Origin of the sequence: Klebsiella sp. JB_Kp004, from assembly GCF_040065795.1 — a bacterium.
Lineage (GTDB): Bacteria > Pseudomonadota > Gammaproteobacteria > Enterobacterales > Enterobacteriaceae > Klebsiella > Klebsiella quasipneumoniae.
In genome coordinates this window covers 169,555-185,518 of the sequence record NZ_JBEAKW010000002.1, presented here as the reverse complement: position 1 = coordinate 185,518, position 15,964 = coordinate 169,555, and the positions used below count along the sequence as shown (strand labels likewise).

14 protein-coding genes are annotated in these 15,964 nt (G+C 58.2%); 10 read left to right on the top strand and 4 right to left on the bottom strand.

Annotation, left to right across the window (positions count from 1 at the left end):
- Window positions 1-26 precede the first annotated feature (26 nt).
- Window positions 27-587 (bottom strand): ADP compounds hydrolase NudE, encoded by a 561-nt coding sequence (gene nudE / locus ABLX76_RS02945; RefSeq protein ID WP_348873941.1) that lies wholly within the window; start codon window positions 585-587, stop codon window positions 27-29.
- A 320-nt stretch (window positions 588-907) separates the two neighbouring features.
- Here nudE and ABLX76_RS02940 point away from each other — a divergent pair, with 320 nt between their 5' ends.
- The 5 genes from ABLX76_RS02940 (at window position 908) to pckA (ending at window position 7,063) form a co-directional block, all read left to right on the top strand.
- The gene (locus ABLX76_RS02940) at window positions 908-3,037 is read left to right on the top strand and encodes an intracellular growth attenuator family protein (RefSeq protein WP_241515805.1); all 2,130 of its coding nucleotides are present in this window, start codon (window positions 908-910) and stop codon (window positions 3,035-3,037) included.
- A 60-nt stretch (window positions 3,038-3,097) separates the two neighbouring features.
- On the top strand, window positions 3,098-3,781 hold the full coding sequence (gene yrfG, locus ABLX76_RS02935; RefSeq protein WP_087848953.1) for a GMP/IMP nucleotidase: 684 nt from the start codon (window positions 3,098-3,100) through the stop codon (window positions 3,779-3,781).
- Window positions 3,778-4,179 (top strand): ribosome-associated heat shock protein Hsp15, encoded by a 402-nt coding sequence (hslR, locus tag ABLX76_RS02930; RefSeq protein ID WP_065883138.1) that lies wholly within the window; start codon window positions 3,778-3,780, stop codon window positions 4,177-4,179. Before yrfG ends, hslR begins: the two co-directional genes overlap by 4 nt.
- An 18-nt stretch (window positions 4,180-4,197) precedes the next feature.
- Window positions 4,198-5,082, top strand: coding sequence for an Hsp33 family molecular chaperone HslO (gene hslO / locus ABLX76_RS02925; protein ID WP_017899960.1), 885 nt, complete (start codon window positions 4,198-4,200; stop codon window positions 5,080-5,082).
- 358 nt (window positions 5,083-5,440) lie between these two features.
- Complete coding sequence (gene pckA / locus ABLX76_RS02920; RefSeq protein WP_023291202.1) at window positions 5,441-7,063, top strand: phosphoenolpyruvate carboxykinase (ATP); 1,623 nt, start codon at window positions 5,441-5,443, stop codon at window positions 7,061-7,063.
- Between the two features lie 77 nt (window positions 7,064-7,140).
- Here pckA and envZ read toward each other — a convergent pair whose 3' ends face one another.
- Together envZ and ompR are read right to left on the bottom strand one after the other, a co-directional pair.
- Window positions 7,141-8,496, bottom strand: coding sequence for a two-component system sensor histidine kinase EnvZ (gene envZ / locus ABLX76_RS02915; protein ID WP_023291203.1), 1,356 nt, complete (start codon window positions 8,494-8,496; stop codon window positions 7,141-7,143).
- Complete coding sequence (gene ompR / locus ABLX76_RS02910; RefSeq protein ID WP_001157751.1) at window positions 8,493-9,212, bottom strand: two-component system response regulator OmpR; 720 nt, start codon at window positions 9,210-9,212, stop codon at window positions 8,493-8,495. The genes envZ and ompR overlap by 4 nt, the downstream gene beginning before the upstream one ends.
- A 227-nt stretch (window positions 9,213-9,439) precedes the next feature.
- On the opposite strand from ompR, the gene greB reads away from it, so the two are divergent.
- The 5 genes from greB to feoC all read left to right on the top strand — a co-directional run bounded on the left by greB (window position 9,440) and on the right by feoC (window position 15,587).
- Window positions 9,440-9,913, top strand: coding sequence for a transcription elongation factor GreB (gene greB, locus ABLX76_RS02905; RefSeq protein ID WP_002920503.1), 474 nt, complete (start codon window positions 9,440-9,442; stop codon window positions 9,911-9,913).
- A gap of 101 nt (window positions 9,914-10,014) precedes the next feature.
- Complete coding sequence (locus tag ABLX76_RS02900) at window positions 10,015-12,345, top strand: Tex family protein (RefSeq protein ID WP_348873937.1); 2,331 nt, start codon at window positions 10,015-10,017, stop codon at window positions 12,343-12,345.
- Between the two features lie 418 nt (window positions 12,346-12,763).
- Window positions 12,764-12,991, top strand: coding sequence for a ferrous iron transporter A (gene feoA / locus ABLX76_RS02895; protein WP_002920506.1), 228 nt, complete (start codon window positions 12,764-12,766; stop codon window positions 12,989-12,991).
- 28 nt (window positions 12,992-13,019) lie between these two features.
- Window positions 13,020-15,338: a Fe(2+) transporter permease subunit FeoB gene (feoB, locus tag ABLX76_RS02890; RefSeq protein ID WP_032454235.1), complete on the top strand. Its 2,319-nt coding sequence runs from the start codon at window positions 13,020-13,022 to the stop codon at window positions 15,336-15,338.
- Between the two features lie 9 nt (window positions 15,339-15,347).
- Window positions 15,348-15,587 carry a [Fe-S]-dependent transcriptional repressor FeoC gene (gene feoC / locus ABLX76_RS02885; RefSeq protein WP_004202151.1) on the top strand — a complete coding sequence of 80 codons (240 nt, stop codon included), beginning with the start codon at window positions 15,348-15,350 and terminating at the stop codon, window positions 15,585-15,587.
- Window positions 15,588-15,674: 87 nt separating this feature from the next.
- Here feoC and ABLX76_RS02880 read toward each other — a convergent pair whose 3' ends face one another.
- Entirely contained in the window at window positions 15,675-15,944 is a 270-nt protein-coding gene (locus ABLX76_RS02880) for a YdgH/BhsA/McbA-like domain containing protein (RefSeq protein ID WP_004202149.1), read from the bottom strand.
- Window positions 15,945-15,964: the final 20 nt, after the last annotated feature.

The window sequence follows — 15,964 nt, the reverse complement described above, 5'->3', positions numbered from 1 at the left end:
TATTGCTGCTTAGCGTGAACGCTCGTTCAGAGTCTCCCCTGGGCCTGCAGCCATTCCCGCACTAAAAACAGTGCGCTGACGTTGCGGGCCTCGTTAAAATCTTCTTCATCCAGCAGCGACATCAGCTGCGCCAGCGGCCAGCGCACCTGCGGCAGCGGCTCGGGCTCATCGCCCGGCAGCGACTCCGGATAGAGCTCTTCCGCCACCAGGATGTTCATTTTGCTGGAGAAGTAAGAGGGAGCCATACTGAGCTTCTTCAGGAACGTCAGCTTATTGGCGCCGAAGCCAACCTCTTCTTTCAGCTCGCGATTGGCCGCTTCATCCACGGTTTCACCCGGATCAATCAGCCCTTTGGAGAAGCCCAGCTCGTAGGATTCCGTCCCGACGGCATACTCGCGAATCAAAATAATATGATCATCCACAATCGGCACAATCATTACCGCTTCGCGGGTGGAAGGCCGCATACGTTCATAAACGCGACGCACACCGTTGCTGAATTCCAGATCGACGCTTTCGACATTAAAGAGACGCGAACGGGCGACAGTTTCAACATTGAGAATGGTGGGTTTTTGTAATGATTTGCTCATTGTCATCGGTCTATGCTGTGATTAAGCAGTCATTGTGCGATACGCAACACGCTTTCGGCAATCCAAATCGCCACTTATTTACAGAGTTGTAACCTTTTCCCTGCAAAGGTGAAAGTAATAAAGATAAAAAAGTCAATAGCTTGAATTCTGTTTGAGAATTTACCGATTTCTGCGCTTTAACGTTTTTGGTAAGCTTATACACTGCTGCATGACATATTCACTACCCTGCAAGCAGGTGCGCCGCTAACACTGCAGCTTGACGTTAGTCTTCACGTTCACCGACGATTTCGTAAGAAAAATATAACTATGATGGGATGGGCATGGGCACCTTTCTGATATTCCTTACAGCTCTGCTAATCTGCGTATTGCTCATTGGATGGTGGTATCGCACGCACGCCAGACGCCGCCGGCTCCCCCTACTGCACGCCTTTAGCGATGCCACCACGCGGCCGCTCCCTGCCGATGAGCGCCAGGCCATCGAAAAGTATCTTGCCGAACTGAGCCGCGCCCAGCAGGTGCCCGCGTCCGGCGCCACCAGCGCGCCCGTCGCTCTGGCGCTAAACGAACAGAGCGATACCGTCTATGGGTTGACGCGAGCCATCACCCGCTACGGGATCACCACCGACGCGCCGAATAAATGGCGCTATTTTCTCGATTCGGTGGAGGTACATCTGCCGCCGTTCTGGGAACAGCATATCAACGATGAAAACAGCGTCGAGCTGATCCCCACCGACAGCCTGCCGCTGGTTATCACCCTTAACGGTCATACCCTGAGCGACTATCGTCAGGAAGCGCAAAGCTACGCTCTGGAACGCGCCTCGGCCACCCAGGCCTCGATTCGCGGCGAAGAGAGCGAACAGGTAGAGCTGCGGCAGATCCGGCGGGAAAGCCCGGAAGAGCACGCCCTGAATCGCCCGGACGGTCTGCGGGAAGCGATCCTGATCGTCGCCTCTTTCCTGGTCTTTTATTTCAGCCTGATTGGGCCAGCCGTCTTTACCCCGTGGCTGGTGGCCGCCGGTTTGCTGCTGCTCGCCGCCGGTCTGTGGGGGATCTATGCCCCGCCGCGCCGCGCCGCGCTGCGCGAAATCCACTGCCTGCGCGGCGTCCCGAAGCGCTGGGGGCTGTTCGGCGAAAACGATCAGGAACATATCAATAATATCTCGCTGGGCATTATCGATCTCATCTATCCGCGCCACTGGCAGCCCTGGATCGCCCAGGACCTCGGACAGCAGACCGATATTGATATCTATCTCAACCGCCATGTGGCCCGTCAGGGACGCTACTTGTCGCTTCATGATGAAGTGAAAAATTTCCCGCTGCAGTACTGGCTGCGCAGCGCGATTATCGCCGCCGGCGCTCTTGTGGTGGTGATCATGCTATGGGCCAGCGTACCGCTGAATATGCCGTTTAAGTTCACCCTGTCGTGGCTGAAGGGGGCGCAGACGATTGAAGCCACGACCGTCAGCCAGCTGGAAAAGGCCCATGTGCGCATTGGCGATACGCTGCGCCTGACCGGTACCGGGATGTGCAACATCCGCACGCCGGGCAGTTGGACGGCCAAAGAGGATTCGCCGTTCCTGCCTTTCGATTGTTCGCAGATTGTGTGGAACGATGCCCCTCCTCTGCCGCTGCCGGAGTCTGACATTGTCAGCAAAGCGACCGCCCTGATGGAGTCCGTCCAGCGTCAGCTGCACCCGGAAACCGACGACGACTCCCGCGTCAGCCCGGCACTGCGCTCCGCCATTCAAAAATCTGGCATGGTGCTGCTGGATGATTTCGGCGATATCGTTCAGAAAACCAACGATCTCTGTTCGGCTGCCGATGATTGCCTGCGCCTGAAGAACGCGCTGGTTAATCTCGGCAATACCCGTAACTGGGAGACGTTAATCAAGCGCGCGTCCGCCGGGAAACTGGATGGCGTGAACGTGCTCCTGCGGCCAGTCAGCGCCGAGTCGCTGGAGAATCTGGTGACCACCTCAACCGCCCCCTTTGTAATGCGTGAAACCTCGCGAGCGGCGCAGGCGCTCAACAGCCCGGCCCCGGGCGGCTTCCTTATCGCCAGCGACGAGGGCAGCGTGCTGGTCAATCAGCCGTGGCCGGCGGTAAGCCTGTATGATTACCCGGCGCATGAGCAGTGGGGCGAACTGCGGCGGCTGGCCGGTATGCTGATGCATACCCCCTTCCATGCCGAAGGGATCGTCACCAATCTGTTTACTGACGCCAACGGCACCCAGCATATCAACCTGCACCGCATTCCCGACCGCAGCGGCCTGTGGCGCTATCTGGGCATCACCCTGCTGCTGCTGTCGATGGTGGGATGCATGGCTTACCACGGCGTGCAGGCGCTGCGTCGTTATCAACGCCATCGCCAGCGTATGGAAGAGATTCAGAAATATTACGAAAGCTGCCTGAACCCGGTGCTGCTCCCCTCGTCTGACCCGCAAGATTAATTTCCCCGGCGGCAGGGTGTGATACCCTGTCGCCCATTTCCCGCTCGCTGGAGAGTCATCATGCATTTTGATATCGCCTGGCAGGAGGTCGATACCGTTCTGCTGGATATGGACGGCACGCTCCTGGATCTCGCTTTCGATAACTATTTCTGGCAAACGCTGGTGCCGGAAACCTGGGGGGCCGCCCGCGGCCTCAATCTGCAACAGGCGAAAGAGGCCATGCACCAGGAGTATCATGCCGTGCAGCATACGCTAAACTGGTACTGTCTGGATTACTGGAGCGAGCGCCTGGGTTTGGATATTTGTGCGATGACCAGCGAACAGGGTCCGCGCGCCGCGCTGCGTGAGGATACCGTGCCGTTCCTTGATGCGCTCAAGGCCAGCGGTAAGCGACGTATTCTGTTGACCAATGCCCATCCCCACAATCTGGCGGTGAAACTCAAACACACCGGCCTGGATGCGCACCTTGATTTATTACTTTCCACCCACACATTTGGTTATCCGAAAGAGGATCAGCGTCTGTGGCGCGCCGTGGCGGAGGAAACCGGCCTTGAGGCGCATAAAACGCTGTTTGTCGACGACAGCGAGGCGATTTTGGATGCCGCGAGGGAGTTTGGCATTCGCTACTGCCTGGGCATTACCAATCCCGACTCCGGGCTGGCGGAAAAGCAGTATCTGCGCCATCCGGGGCTGAATGATTACCGACGACTGATCCCTTCGCTTACCCCGAAGGAGAGGCGATGAAAGAGAAGCCTGCCGCAACCGTCAGACTGGATAAATGGCTTTGGGCCGCCCGCTTTTACAAGACCCGCGCGCTGGCGCGGGAGATGATTGAAGGCGGCAAGGTGCATTACAACGGACAACGCAGCAAACCAGGGAAAATCGTCGAACTGGACGCCATGCTGACGCTGCGTCAGGGCAACGACGAGCGGACGGTGCGCATCGTCGGTATCACCGAGCAGCGCCGCCCGGCAAGCGAAGCCGTCACCCTGTATGAAGAGACGGCGGAGAGTATCGAGAAGCGTGAAAAAATGGCCCTGGCGCGCAAAATGAACGCCCTGACCATGCCGCACCCTGACAGACGTCCGGACAAGAAAGAGCGCCGCGACCTGATGAGATTTAAACACGGCGAGAGTGAGTAACTCGCGCCAGAAAGAGAGATGATTATGACTCAACACGATCAATTACATCGTTATCTGTTTGAAAACTATGCCGTGCGCGGCGAGCTGGTGACGGTGTCGGAAACCCTGGAACAGATTCTGGCGAATCACACTTATCCCCAGCCGGTGAAAACGGTGCTGGCGGAGCTGCTGGTCGCCACCAGTCTGCTGACTGCGACCCTGAAGTTTGCCGGCGACATTACCGTGCAGCTGCAGGGCGATGGGCCTTTACAGCTGGCGGTGATCAACGGCAATAACCAGCAGCAGCTGCGCGGCGTCGCGCGCGTGCAGGGCGAGATTGCGGACGATGCGGATCTGAAAGCGATGGTCGGCAACGGTTATCTGGTCATTACCATCTCCCCGGAAGAGGGTGAGCGCTATCAGGGCGTGGTCGGTCTGGAAGGCGATACGCTGGCCGCCTGCCTGGAAGATTACTTCCAGCGTTCAGAGCAGCTGCCGACGCGCCTTATCATCCGCACCGGCGAACATGAAGGCCAGCCGATGGCGGGCGGGATGCTGCTGCAGGTGATGCCGGCCCAGGATGCCCAGACTGCCGACTTTGAGCACCTGGCGACGCTCACCGAGACCATCAAGGCGGAAGAGCTGTTCACCCTGCCGGCGAACGATGTGCTGTGGCGTCTGTACCATGAAGAAGAAGTCACGGTCTACGATCCGCAGAGCGTGGAGTTCAAGTGCACCTGCTCCCGCGAACGCTGCGCCGGCGCGCTGAAGACGCTGCCGGACGAAGAGATAGATAGCATCCTTGCCGACGAAGGCGAGATTGATATGCACTGCGACTACTGCGGTAACCACTATATCTTCAACGCCATGGACATCGCCGAGATCCGTAACAACGCCTCTCCGGCCGACCCGCAGGTCCATTAATCCTCACTTCTTCTTCAGGCGCCGGGCGGCGATGTGGTTTGTCGCCGGTGCCTGACTTTTATTTATTCACGAGTTGAATCGATTCTCGCTGAAAGAGTTACGTAATTTTATTCCAGGAAAGCGATTACATTCACATTTCAGCAGTTTTTTTAATTACTTTTTAACCATTGAGAAACATCTAACCCCACCATCCGGTCATTTCCTGAGATAATCCACTTCACTTCGTGACAGGAGTCACCGTTTTTTTCGTCATTCTGCGGAATGTCGAGATACGTAAATCTATGAGCCTGGTCGCGGTCAATACCCGGTAAGAAACCCTACAATTTACAGCAGTACATCTTGGCTAAGGAGCAGTGACATGCGCGTTAATCATGGTTTAACCCCGCAGGATCTCAAGGCTTATGGTATCAATGACGTTCAGGATATCGTCCACAACCCCAGCTACGACATGTTGTTTCAGGAAGAGCTCGACCCCAACCTGGAAGGCTACGAACGTGGCGTATTAACCAGTCTGGGTGCTATCGCCGTCGACACGGGCATTTTTACCGGTCGTTCTCCGAAAGATAAGTACCTCGTGCGCGACGACACCACCCGCGATACCGTCTGGTGGTCTGATAAAGGCAAGGGTAAAAACGACAACAAGCCGCTTTCGCAGGAAACCTGGCAGCATCTGAAAGGGCTGGTGACACAGCAGCTGTCCGGTAAACGCCTGTTTATCGTCGACGCCTTCTGCGGCGCTAACGCCGATACCCGTCTCAGCGTACGTTTCATTACCGAAGTGGCCTGGCAGGCGCACTTCGTGAAGAACATGTTCATTCGCCCGAGCGACGAAGAGCTGGCGGAATTCGCGCCCGACTTCATCGTGATGAACGGTGCGAAGTGCACCAACCCGCAGTGGAAAGAGCAGGGCCTGAACTCGGAAAACTTCATCGCTTTCAACCTCACCGAGCGCATTCAGCTGATCGGCGGCACCTGGTACGGTGGCGAAATGAAGAAAGGGATGTTCTCGATCATGAACTACCTGCTGCCGCTGAAGGGCATCGCCTCCATGCACTGTTCTGCCAACGTCGGCGAGAAAGGCGATGTCGCCATTTTCTTCGGCCTCTCAGGCACCGGCAAAACCACCCTTTCCACCGATCCGAAACGCCGCCTGATTGGCGATGACGAACATGGCTGGGATGACGATGGGGTGTTTAACTTCGAAGGGGGCTGCTACGCCAAGACCATCAAGCTCTCTGAAGCGGCCGAGCCGGATATCTATCACGCCATCCGCCGCAACGCCCTGCTGGAAAACGTGGTGGTGCGCGCCGACGGCACGATCGATTTCGATGACGGTTCAAAAACCGAAAACACCCGCGTCTCCTACCCCATCGACCATATCGATAATATCGTCAAACCGGTCTCCAAAGCGGGTCACGCCACCAAAGTGATCTTCCTGACGGCCGATGCGTTCGGCGTACTGCCGCCGGTCTCCCGCCTGACCGCCGATCAGACGCAGTACCATTTCCTGTCCGGGTTTACCGCCAAACTGGCCGGCACCGAGCGCGGCGTGACCGAACCCACGCCAACCTTCTCCGCCTGCTTCGGCGCCGCCTTCCTGTCGCTGCACCCGACGCAGTACGCCGAAGTGCTGGTCAAACGTATGCAGGCGGCTGGCGCGCAGGCTTATCTGGTCAATACCGGCTGGAACGGCACCGGCAAGCGCATCTCGATTAAAGATACCCGCGCCATCATCGACGCCATCCTCAATGGCTCGCTGGACAACGCGGAGACCTTTACCCTGCCGATGTTTAATCTGCAGATCCCGACGGCGCTCCCGGGCGTGGATACCCAGATCCTCGATCCGCGCAGCACCTATGGTTCCCCGGAGCAGTGGCAGGAAAAAGCCGACCAGCTGGCGAAGCTGTTTATTGAGAACTTTGAGAAGTATACCGATACGCCAGCGGGCGCCGCGCTGGTGGCGGCAGGGCCGCAGCGCTAACGGACGCAGAGATGAAAAAGCCGGGCTTGCCCGGCTTTTTATTGCGCAACGTTTTGACCAGCCAACCGCGGGCGCGATCAGCTCTCTTTGGCCGGTTTCATCGGCGTCAGCACCCGGTGCACCGGCAGCCAGGCGCGGATCAGTAACCCGCCGCGTTCGCTGGAGCCAATCTCCAGCCGGCCGTTGTGATTGTCGATAATACGCTGAACAATCGCCAACCCCAGCCCGGTTCCGCTGGTGCTGCGGGCGCTGTCGCCGCGCACAAACGGCTGAAACAGGTGCTCCCGCTGCTCAGGTTTAATCCCCGGTCCGTCATCTTCAACCTGGAACCAGGCCCGGCTCGCTTCGCTGCCGCTGCTGACCTTGATCCAGCCATTGCCATAGCGGGCCGCGTTGACCACCATATTCGCCAGCGCGCGCTTGATAGACAGAGGATGCATGCGTACCGGAATTTCGCCGGCCTGCAGGGCGGTGGCGATCTCCCGCTCATAGCCGCTCTCCGCAGCGATCACTTCCCCCAGCACCGCATTCAGATCCGCCAGCTCCAGCGGCATCTCCTGCCCGGTGCGCAGGTAGTCGATAAACTGCTCGATAATGGCGTTGCACTCTTCGATATCTTTGTTGATCGACTCCGCGAGATAGCCGTCCTGCTCGCCCATCATCTCAGTGGCCAGACGAATGCGGGTCAGCGGAGTACGTAAATCATGGCTGACCCCGGCCATCAGCAGCGTACGGTCGTCGGCCAGCTGCTTCACGCCCGCGGCCATGTGGTTGAAGGCGCGGGTCACCGATCGCACCTCAGAGGCGCCGTACTCGCGCAGCGGCGGCGGGATGATGCCGCGCCCGACCTGCAGCGCCGCATGCTCCAGATCCACCAGCGGGCGGTTCTGAATACGGATAAACAGCCAGGCGCCGCCTATCGCCAGCAGCATGATCGCCAGGGTATAGCGGAACAGCGGTGAGAAGTCGCCCTGATGGATCTCGGTCAGCGGCACCCGCACCCAGATATTGGGCGACAGCCAGGTCTTCAGCCACACCACAGGGGAGCTTTTATTGACCTCCACCCGCACCTCAGTGGGGCCGCCAAGCTGATGAGCCATCTGCTGGCTCAAGAATTCATAATGCTGCGCCCAGCGCAGGCCTGCGTCTTCCGCCGCTTCATTGGAATAGAGCGAAATCCCCAGCTCGCGATAAATTTCACGACGAAACGCCGGGGGCACCACCAGTTGGGTGCCATCCTCCAGCTGCAGCTTATCGGTCATCAGCATACGCACTTCGTAGGCCAATACTTTATTAAACTGCTGGAGGCTCGGCAGGATCGCGAAATTCAGTACCACCAGATAGGTCGTCACCAGGCTGACGAACAGCAAGGTGACGATCAGGAGCAGCGTGCGAGCAAAGGAGCTGCGCGGCGAAAAGCGCACGCGTTTCATGCCTTAGAACCGTCCGGGACGAAGACGTAGCCCAGACCCCAGACGGTCTGGATATAGCGCGGATGCGCCGGGTCCTCTTCCACCATGCGGCGCAGGCGGGAGATCTGTACGTCGATGGAACGCTCCATCGCAGAGTATTCGCGGCCGCGAGCGAGGTTCATTAACTTATCGCGCGACAGCGGCTCACGAGGATGGCTCACCAGCGCCTTCAGGACCGCGAACTCGCCGCTGGTCAACGGCATCGGCTCGTCTTCACGGAACATTTCGCGGGTGCCCAGGTTCAGTTTGAATTTACCAAAGGCGATAACCGCCTCTTCCTGCGACGGCGCGCCCGGCAGCTCGTTCGCCTGACGGCGCAGCACCGCCCGGATGCGGGCCAGCAGTTCGCGCGGGTTGAACGGCTTCGGAATATAGTCGTCAGCCCCGATCTCCAGGCCCACGATCCGATCGACCTCTTCGCCTTTCGCCGTCACCATAATGATCGGCATCGGGTTGCTCTGGCTGCGCAGACGGCGGCAAATCGAGAGACCATCTTCCCCGGGCAGCATCAGATCCAGCACCATCAGGTGGAAGGATTCGCGGGTTAACAGACGATCCATCTGTTCGGCGTTCGCCACGCTACGAACCTGGAAGCCCTGCTCGGTCAGATAACGTTCGAGCAGCGCACGCAGGCGCATGTCGTCATCCACAACCAGAATCTTATAATTCTCTTGCATTGTTTGTACTCCCAAAGGTTCACTGCAATAGTCAGTGCGTATTCTCAAAAAAGCCCGGCGCGCTCACCAGCTAAATCTGGTATACATTCCAGGCTAAATTGTTACAAAGCATATTTAACAGCAGGTTAAGTATACATTTAATCATAAGACACAGTATTTATCCTGTCGGTATTATTGCGCGCTACAAATTGTGCGCAACGACAGACTGTCAGAAGGTTGAACTCACGATGAAAACGCCGCTGATCACCCGCGAGGGATATGAAAAACTGAAGCAGGAGATGGACTACCTGTGGCGCCAGGAGCGCCCGGAAGTGACCAAAAAGGTGACCTGGGCCGCCAGCCTTGGCGACCGCAGCGAGAACGCGGATTACCAGTACAACAAAAAGCGCCTGCGCGAGATCGATCGCCGGGTCCGCTATCTGACCAAATGTCTGGAACAGTTAAAGATCGTCGATTACTCCCCGCAGCAGGAGGGCAAAGTCTTCTTCGGCGCCTGGGTAGAAATTGAAAACGATGAAGGCGATATCAAGCGCTTTCGCATCGTCGGTTACGATGAAATTTTTGGCCGCAAAGACTATATCTCCATCGACTCGCCGATGGCGCGCGCGCTATTAAAAAAAGAGGTCGGCGATCTGGCCATCGTTAACACGCCGGCGGGGGAAGCCAGCTGGTATGTCAACGAGATCGAATACGTAAAATAGACAAGAACTTTCCGAGAGACGCCGGGCGCGGCTGGCATTTTCAGCCGCCAGTCCGTATAACTAGTCCCTGTTTTTTTGACCCTAAAGATGAATTAAAAGCCATGATGAATGATTCGCTCTGCCGCATTATTGCGGGTGAACTTCAGGCCAGAGCCGAACAGGTAGAAGCTGCCGTTCGCCTGCTTGATGAAGGGAACACCGTGCCGTTTATTGCACGATATCGTAAAGAAGTCACCGGCGGTCTGGATGACACGCAGCTGCGTAATCTGGAAACCCGCCTCGGCTACCTGCGCGAACTCGAAGACCGTCGTCAGGCGATCCTCAAATCCATCGCTGAACAGGGCAAACTGACCGACGCGCTGGAAAAAGCCATCAATACCACGCTCAGCAAAACCGAACTGGAAGACCTCTACCTGCCGTACAAGCCGAAGCGCCGTACCCGCGGACAGATCGCCATCGAAGCCGGGCTGGAGCCGCTGGCTGACCTGCTGTGGAACGAACCGTCCCACGATCCGGAAACGGAAGCCGCAAAATATATTGACGCCGATAAAGGCGTGGCCGACAGCAAAGCGGCGCTGGATGGCGCGCGCTATATTCTGATGGAGCGTTTTGCCGAAGACGCCGCGCTGCTGGCGAAGGTCCGTGACTATCTGTGGAAAAACGCCCACCTGGTCTCCACCGTCGTCAGCGGCAAAGAAGAGGAAGGCGCCAAATTCCGCGACTACTTCGATCACCACGAGCCGATCGCCGCCGTGCCGTCGCATCGCGCGCTGGCGATGTTCCGCGGCCGCAACGAAGGCGTCCTGCAGCTCTCTTTAAACGCCGACCCGCAGTTTGACGAGCCGCCGAAAGAGAGCCACGGTGAGCAGATTATTATCGACCACCTGGGCCTGCGCCTGAACAACGCCCCGGCGGACAGCTGGCGTAAAGGCGTCGTCAGCTGGACCTGGCGGATCAAAGTCCTGATGCACCTCGAAACCGAGCTGATGGGCACCGTGCGCGAGCGCGCCGAAGACGAAGCCATTAACGTCTTCGCCCGCAACCTGCACGACCTGCTGATGGCCGCGCCCGCCGGGCTGCGCGCCACCATGGGCCTTGACCCGGGCCTGCGCACCGGGGTGAAAGTGGCCGTAGTTGACGGTACCGGCAAACTGGTGGCGACGGACACCATTTACCCCCACACCGGCCAGGCCGCCAAAGCGGCCGTCGCCGTCGCCGCGCTGTGTGAGAAATACAACGTTGAGCTGGTGGCCATCGGCAACGGTACCGCCTCGCGTGAAACCGAGCGTTTCTTCCTCGACGTGCAGAAGCAGTTCCCGAAGGTCACCGCCCAGAAGGTGATCGTCAGCGAAGCCGGGGCTTCCGTTTACTCCGCCTCCGAGCTGGCGGCGCAGGAGTTCCCGGACCTCGACGTGTCGCTGCGCGGCGCGGTCTCCATCGCCCGCCGTCTGCAGGATCCTCTGGCCGAGCTGGTGAAAATCGACCCGAAATCCATCGGCGTCGGTCAGTATCAGCATGATGTCAGCCAGACCCAGCTGGCGCGTAAGCTGGACGCGGTGGTGGAAGACTGCGTGAACGCCGTCGGCGTTGACCTGAACACCGCCTCCGTGCCGCTGCTGACCCGCGTTGCCGGCCTGACCCGCATGATGGCGCAGAACATCGTCGCCTGGCGCGACGAGAATGGCCAGTTCCAGAACCGCCAGCAGCTGCTGAAGGTCAGCCGTCTGGGGCCGAAAGCCTTTGAACAGTGCGCCGGCTTCCTGCGTATCAACCACGGCGACAACCCGCTGGACGCCTCCACCGTTCACCCGGAAGCCTATCCGGTGGTCGAGCGCATTCTGGCGGCGACTCAGCAGGCGCTGAAAGATCTGATGGGCAACAGCAGCGAGCTACAGAACCTGAAAGCCGTCGATTTCACCGATGAGAAGTTCGGCGTACCGACCGTTACCGACATTATCAAAGAGCTGGAAAAACCGGGCCGCGACCCGCGTCCTGAGTTCAAAACCGCCCAGTTCGCCGACGGCGTGGAGACTATGAACGACCTGCTGCCGGGGATGATCCTCGAAGGCGCGGTGACCAACGTCACCAACTTCGGCGCGTTTGTTGATATCGGCGTTCACCAGGACGGCCTGGTGCATATCTCTTCCCTTTCGAACAAGTTCGTTGAAGACCCGCATACGGTGGTGAAAGCGGGCGACATCGTGAAGGTCAAGGTCATGGAAGTCGATCTGCCGCGTAAGCGTATCGCCCTGACCATGCGTCTCGACGAGCAGCCGGGCGACAGCAACGCCCGCCGCGGCGGCGGTCAGGATCGCCCGCAGGGCAATCGCCCGGCCGCGAAAGCCGCCAAACCCCGCGGTCGCGACGCGCAGCCTGCCGGCAACAGCGCGATGATGGATGCCCTCGCCGCGGCGATGGGTAAAAAACGCTAATCCCTCCCTGCCCCTTTTCAGGGGCAGTTTTCCTTTTCATTGTCACTGACCTATAGCCGCCTTTTCGCGCAAATGGCTCTCAGTTATTTCTGATAACCTGCATTTATTCCGCGCCGGGCAGATAGCGAAATTAATATTTTCATTTCGTTAACTTAAGAAACCTTAATTAAACATTAGAGCGACGAAATAATATTTCGCATATTTTCGATCACTGGCGGACTTTGCGGCATATCAATAAAAAGGTGAATTTCACTTTAAAAATGGCATAAAGCGCATCATATGTATTGATGATAAAAACCATTCTCATTATCATCGCTTGCAGAATGTTTTTTCTTTTTCGTTGGCTACGGTCCCCGGCGCAACTGCCTCCAGGCGTCCGGAAAATTCTTCTTCGGTTAGCGATAGACAAGTAGGCCCTATGCAATTCACACCTGATAGTGCGTGGAAAATTACCGGATTTTCCCGCGATATTAGCCCAGCATACCGTCAGAAATTGCTCTCCCTCGGCATGCTGCCCGGATCCTCTTTTCATGTGGTGCGCGTGGCGCCGCTCGGCGATCCTGTTCATATTGAAACCCGACGCGTCAGTCTGGTATTACGCAAAAAAGATCTCGCCTTAATCGAACTGGAAGCGGTTGCACAATAACGGCTGACCCGGCACAAGAGTTTGAAATATGAAAAAATTAACCGTTGGTTTAATTGGTAATCCTAATTCCGGCAAGACTACCCTGTTTAATCAGCTGACCGGCGCCCGCCAGCGCGTGGGCAACTGGGCCGGGGTCACCGTTGAGCGTAAAGAGGGCGTGTTCGCCACCACTGACCACCAGGTCACGCTGGTCGACCTCCCGGGAACCTACTCTCTGACCACCATCTCTTCGCAAACCTCGCTGGACGAGCAGATCGCCTGCCACTACATCCTCAGCGGCGACGCCGACATGCTGATTAACGTGGTCGACGCCTCCAACCTCGAGCGAAACCTCTATTTGACGCTGCAGCTGCTCGAGCTGGGGATCCCCTGCGTCGTGGCGCTGAACATGCTGGATATTGCCGAAAAGCAGCAGGTGCGTATCGATATCGATGCCCTCGCCGCACGCCTCGGCTGCCCGGTCATTCCGCTGGTTTCGACCCGCGGACGCGGGATCGAAGCGCTGAAGATTGCCCTCGACCGTCATCAGGCGAACAGCGATATCGAGCTGGTCCACTATCCACAGCCGCTGCTGCGCGAAGCCGACCTGCTGGCGCAGCAGATGTCAGCGCAGATCCCGGCCCGGCAGCGGCGCTGGCTCGGTCTGCAGATGCTGGAGGGCGACATCTACAGCCGGGCCTATGCCGGCGACGCCGCCGATAAACTGGATATCGCCCTGGCGAATCTCAGCGACGAGATCGACGACCCGGCCCTGCATATCGCTGACGCGCGCTATCAGACCATCGCCGCCATTTGCGACGCCGTCAGCAACACCCTGACCGCCGAGCCGAGCCGTTTCACCGCGGCGATGGACAAAGTGATCCTCAACCGCTTCCTCGGGTTGCCGATTTTTCTCTTTGTTATGTACCTGATGTTCCTGCTGGCCATCAACATCGGCGGCGCGCTGCAGCCGATTTTCGACGCCGGCTCGGTCGCGGTCTTTATTCACGGTATTCAATGGCTGGGTTACACCCTGCACTTCCCGGACTGGCTGACCGTCTTCCTCGCCCAGGGGATCGGCGGCGGTATCAACACCGTACTGCCGCTGGTGCCGCAGATCGGCATGATGTATCTGTTCCTCTCCTTCCTCGAGGACTCCGGCTACATGGCGCGCGCCGCCTTTGTCATGGACCGCCTGATGCAAGCTCTCGGCCTGCCGGGGAAATCCTTTGTCCCGTTGATTGTCGGTTTCGGCTGCAACGTGCCGTCGGTGATGGGCGCCCGCACCCTCGACGCCCCGCGCGAACGTCTGATGACCATTATGATGGCGCCGTTTATGTCCTGCGGCGCGCGGCTGGCGATCTTCGCCGTCTTCGCGGCCGCCTTCTTTGGTCAGAACGGCGCGCTGGCGGTCTTCTCGCTCTACGTGCTGGGCATTGTGATGGCCATTCTCACCGGCCTGATGCTGAAGCACACCATTATGCGCGGCGAAGCCTCGCCGTTCGTGATGGAGCTGCCGGTGTACCACGTCCCGCATATTAAGAGCCTGATTATCCAGACCTGGCAGCGCCTGAAAGGCTTTGTGCTGCGCGCCGGGAAGGTGATCGTCATTGTCAGCATCTTCCTCAGCGCGCTGAACAGCTTCTCGCTGAGCGGTAAGGTCGTCGACAACATCAACGACTCCGCGCTGGCCTCGGTGAGCCGGGTCATCACTCCGCTGTTTAAGCCGATCGGCGTGCATGAAGATAACTGGCAGGCCACCGTGGGCCTGTTTACCGGCGCAATGGCGAAGGAGGTGGTGGTCGGTACGCTGAACACCCTCTATACCGCCGAAGATATCCAGAACGAGGAGTTCAATCCGCAGACCTTCAGCCTCGGCGAGGAACTGCTGGCCGCCGTCGACGAAACATGGCAGGGACTGAAAGACACCTTCAGCCTCAGCGTCCTGGCCAACCCCATCGAAGCCAGCAAAGGCGATGGCGAAATGGCCACCGGCGCGATGGGCGTGATGGGCAGTAAATTTGGCAGCGCCGCGGCGGCTTACAGCTATCTGATCTTCGTTCTTCTCTATATCCCCTGCATCTCGGTGATGGGGGCCATCGCCCGCGAATCGAGCCGCGGCTGGATGACCTTCTCCATTCTGTGGGGACTGAATATCGCCTATTCGCTCTCGACGCTCTACTACCAGACCGTCAGCTTTAGCGACCATCCGCGCTACAGCCTGGTGTGTATCCTGGCGGTGATATTGTTCAACGTGGTGCTCTTCGGTCTGCTGCGTCGGGCGCGCAGCCGGGTTGACGTCTCGCTGCTGGCCACCCGGAAAACGCCGGCCTCCTGCTGTTCCAGCCCGGCTGGCGATTGCCACTAAGGAGGATCTGTGGCGTCGTTAATGGAAGTCCGCGATATGCTGGCCCTGCAGGGCCGCATGGAGGCGAAACAGCTCAGCGCCCGCCTGCGGACGCCTCAGCCGCTGATTGACGCCATGCTCGAACGCATGGAAGCCATGGGTAAGGTGGTACGGATCAGCGAAACCAGCGAGGGCTGTCTCTCCGGCAGCTGTAAAAGCTGTCCTGAAGGGAAAGCGGCGTGCCAGCAGGAGTGGTGGGCGCTGCGATGAAGGGAGTAAGGCCTGCCAGCGCCACGGGATAAAACGAGTGCGACAGCAGGGAAAAACGGGCCAGCAGGCCCGTTTTTTATGACTGGATTATTTATACACGTCAGCGTTAGCGTGAACGGTTTTTTCGTTTTTCTGCCCGGCAATCACCACAAAGTATTTTCCACCCAGCTCATCGGCTTTTTTCGACAGATCGCGTCGGGCGTCCATCGGCGAGGTCGTCCTTGAGGTCGTGATGCTGCCGACCTTGGTCAGATTCATCTTCGCCACGTCCTCTTTTTGGATCTCTTTCGCTGCGAATGCGCCAAAAGACAGACAGCCAATCACCAGAGATGCAACCATTCCTGTAACAAGTTTCATAGCCTCTACTCTCCATTAGG

Bases quoted from the DNA above. Each gene is read 5' to 3' on its own strand.
- nudE (WP_348873941.1), bottom strand. From the start codon at position 587: ATGAGCAAATCATTACAAAAACCCACCATTCTCAATGTTGAAACTGTC.
- ABLX76_RS02940 (WP_241515805.1), top strand. From the start codon at position 908: ATGGGCACCTTTCTGATATTCCTTACAGCTCTGCTAATCTGCGTATTG.
- yrfG (WP_087848953.1), top strand. From the start codon at position 3,098: ATGCATTTTGATATCGCCTGGCAGGAGGTCGATACCGTTCTGCTGGAT.
- hslR (WP_065883138.1), top strand. From the start codon at position 3,778: ATGAAAGAGAAGCCTGCCGCAACCGTCAGACTGGATAAATGGCTTTGG.
- hslO (WP_017899960.1), top strand. From the start codon at position 4,198: ATGATTATGACTCAACACGATCAATTACATCGTTATCTGTTTGAAAAC.
- pckA (WP_023291202.1), top strand. From the start codon at position 5,441: ATGCGCGTTAATCATGGTTTAACCCCGCAGGATCTCAAGGCTTATGGT.
- envZ (WP_023291203.1), bottom strand. From the start codon at position 8,496: ATGAAACGCGTGCGCTTTTCGCCGCGCAGCTCCTTTGCTCGCACGCTG.
- ompR (WP_001157751.1), bottom strand. From the start codon at position 9,212: ATGCAAGAGAATTATAAGATTCTGGTTGTGGATGACGACATGCGCCTG.
- greB (WP_002920503.1), top strand. From the start codon at position 9,440: ATGAAAACGCCGCTGATCACCCGCGAGGGATATGAAAAACTGAAGCAG.
- ABLX76_RS02900 (WP_348873937.1), top strand. From the start codon at position 10,015: ATGATGAATGATTCGCTCTGCCGCATTATTGCGGGTGAACTTCAGGCC.
- feoA (WP_002920506.1), top strand. From the start codon at position 12,764: ATGCAATTCACACCTGATAGTGCGTGGAAAATTACCGGATTTTCCCGC.
- feoB (WP_032454235.1), top strand. From the start codon at position 13,020: ATGAAAAAATTAACCGTTGGTTTAATTGGTAATCCTAATTCCGGCAAG.
- ABLX76_RS02880 (WP_004202149.1), bottom strand. From the start codon at position 15,944: ATGAAACTTGTTACAGGAATGGTTGCATCTCTGGTGATTGGCTGTCTG.